The organism is Actinomadura sp. NPDC000929 (genome assembly GCF_040492065.1).
Classification (GTDB): Bacteria; Actinomycetota; Actinomycetes; order Streptosporangiales; family Streptosporangiaceae; genus Spirillospora; species Spirillospora verrucosospora.
Map to the genome: position 1 here is coordinate 1 of NZ_JBEUPA010000313.1, position 2313 is coordinate 2313.

Genomic DNA, 2313 nt, shown 5'->3' on the forward strand with positions numbered 1-2313 from the left:
GTCGCCGACCGGGACGCGGACGACCCACTCGCCCGGCCCGCGCCCGCCCACCAGCACCGGCCGCGCGATCCCGCGGTGGCCGAGGAGCGCCTGGATCCGGTCGGCGGCCCGCGCGATGCGGTCGGTGACGGTGGTGCGCCCCCAGAGCCCCTCCTGCCGTCCGAGGTCGGGGACGAGCTGGTCGGGCGCCAGCTCCACCCACGTCACGCCGCCCCAGGCGTCGTCGCCCCCGTCCCGCCCGGCCGGCCGGTGGGCCGACAGCTGCCACCGCACCCGCTCGGCGACGGCCAGCGCCGACAGCCCGTCGTGCCGCCACAGCCGCCGCAGGACGTGCCCGTCGGCGAACCCGACCGCGACCTCCAGCCGCACGCACGCCAGCCCGCCCGCGGCGAGGCCCTCGTGCAGCTCGCCCGCCAGCCGCTTCGCCGCGAACACGACCCGTTCCGCCTGCTCGGCGGGCGGGTCGAAGCCGCCGCGCACCGACAGGTCGGCGGCGGCGCGGGCCGGCGCGAGCGGGCGCGGCTCCTCGCCCCGCGCCAGCCGGTGCGCGAGCGCCCCGTCGGTCCCGAAGCGGCCCGCGACGTGCCCGGACGGCAGCGCCGCGAAGTCGCCGAGGGTCGTGACGCCGAGCCGCCGGAGCAGGTCGGCCAGCTCCGGCCGGTCGAGCACCGACAGCGGGTACGGCGCGAGGAACGCCGCCGCGCCGCCCTCCGGCACCACGACGCCGCCCTGCCCGGCGCGCGCCGCGAGCTCGGCCGCGAACAGCCCGTCCGCGACCCCCGACCCGCAGTCGTGGCCGGCCTCGACGACCGTGTCCTGCACCAGGACGCGCAGCGCCTCCTCGCCCCCGTAGAACCGGGCCGGGCCGCGCGCCGGGATGGCGCACAGGCCCGGCCGCACCACCTCCACGCGCGGCGTCAGCTCCGCGACCGCCTGCGCCACCGCCTCGAAGCGGCGTCCCTCCGCGTCGGTGTCGCGCTCGCGCACCACCAGTTCCGGGCACCGCCGCTGGGCGTCGCGGATCCGCTGCCCGCGCCGCACACCCTCGGCCCGGGCCGCCGCCGAGCAGGCCGCCACCTGTCCCCGCACGACCACCGCGCCCGGGGCCGCCGCGTCGATGCCGACCGCGGTGACCGGCCAGTCGGGGCACCACGCCGCCAGGACCCTGGTCACGCGATCCCCTCCTCGGCCGGCACCCGCACGAGCGGCGGCGGGCCCGACGGCCGCGGATGGACGGGCGCGCCCGCCGCCACGGCACCGGGCACGAGCTCCAGCGGCGGCCGCGCGGTTTCCACCGGCCGGACGGTGCCGTCGGGCGCGGGGAGCCACAGGCTCGCGCGGCGGCCGGCGCCGGGGGCGTCGCGCCCCTCGGCGACGACCTGGACGCGGCGGCCGGTGAGCCTGCCGTGCCCGCCGGCGAGCCCCTCCCAGACCGGGTCCTCCACGCGGAGGCGGAGCCGGGTGCCGGGCCAGTCGCGGGCGAAAGCGCCGGTCAGCGTGAGGACGCAGCCGTGCTTGCGGGCCAGCGCCGACAGCCGGCGGACCGCGGCGGCGCCGGGACGCTCCGGCGGGCACAGCAGGACCAGCTCGACGGCCTCGGCCAGGGCGGCGACCACGTCCGGCCAGCGGTCGCCGGGCTCGTCGACGAGCAGCAGCCGCTCGGGCGCGGCGCCCATGCCCGCCGCGGCGGCCACGCCGAACCCCGGCAGGCCGACGACCGCGCACCAGCCGCCGGCGCCGTCCTCGCCGCCGTGCCGGGACACGCCCGCGGCGAGGGCGAGGCCGAGGGAGGCGGCGCCGGGGCCGTCCAGGCCGACGACCGAGCCGGGGCGCAGCCCGCCGCCGGGGACCACGGTCCGCAGGGCGGGCAGCACCGGCACGGTCCCCGGTCCGGCGCCCGTGAGCGCCGCCGGGCCGGTGTCCTCCAGCGCCGCCGCAAGATCCCGCAGGGCCGCCTCCGGCACGCTCGCCCTCCTCTCGCATCCTCCCGCACAAATCTCGAACATGAGTTCGACCTGTGTCAAGTTGTCGCAGGTCACGCCGGGGGGCCGGGCACGTCCGAAAGCCCGATAGGGCCGGGCTTCACGGCATTTTTGGGCATGATGGAGATATGACGACCGATGTGCCGACCATCGAATGGACGGGCGACGCCCTGCGCCTGCTGGACCAGACCGTCCTGCCCCACCGGGTGGAGTTCCTCGCGGTCCGCGACGTCGACGCGCTCGTCGACGCGATCCGGCGGCTGGTGGTGCGGGGCGCCCCCGCGCTGGGCGTGGCGGGCGCGTTCGGCGTCGCCGTCGCGGTGCGCCAGGC

Annotated in this window: 2 protein-coding genes and 1 pseudogene; 1 reads left to right on the forward strand and 2 read right to left on the reverse strand. The window is 79.8% G+C overall.

Translation table 11 applies throughout. The features are described 5' to 3' along the window. Positions 1-1173, reverse strand: a 1173-nt coding sequence (locus tag ABWI04_RS42510; RefSeq protein WP_353835955.1) for a DNA polymerase Y family protein, incomplete at its 3' end; no start/stop codon positions are given. After that, positions 1170-1964: a DnaE2-dependent mutagenesis accessory factor ImuA' gene (imuA', locus tag ABWI04_RS42515; protein WP_353835956.1), complete on the reverse strand. Its 795-nt coding sequence runs from the start codon at positions 1962-1964 to the stop codon at positions 1170-1172. The genes ABWI04_RS42510 and imuA', both read right to left, overlap by 4 nt. Positions 1965-2110: 146 nt before the next feature. Between imuA' and ABWI04_RS42520 the strand changes: the two are divergent. Then, positions 2111-2313, forward strand: a pseudogene (locus ABWI04_RS42520) (S-methyl-5-thioribose-1-phosphate isomerase); the annotation flags it as partial.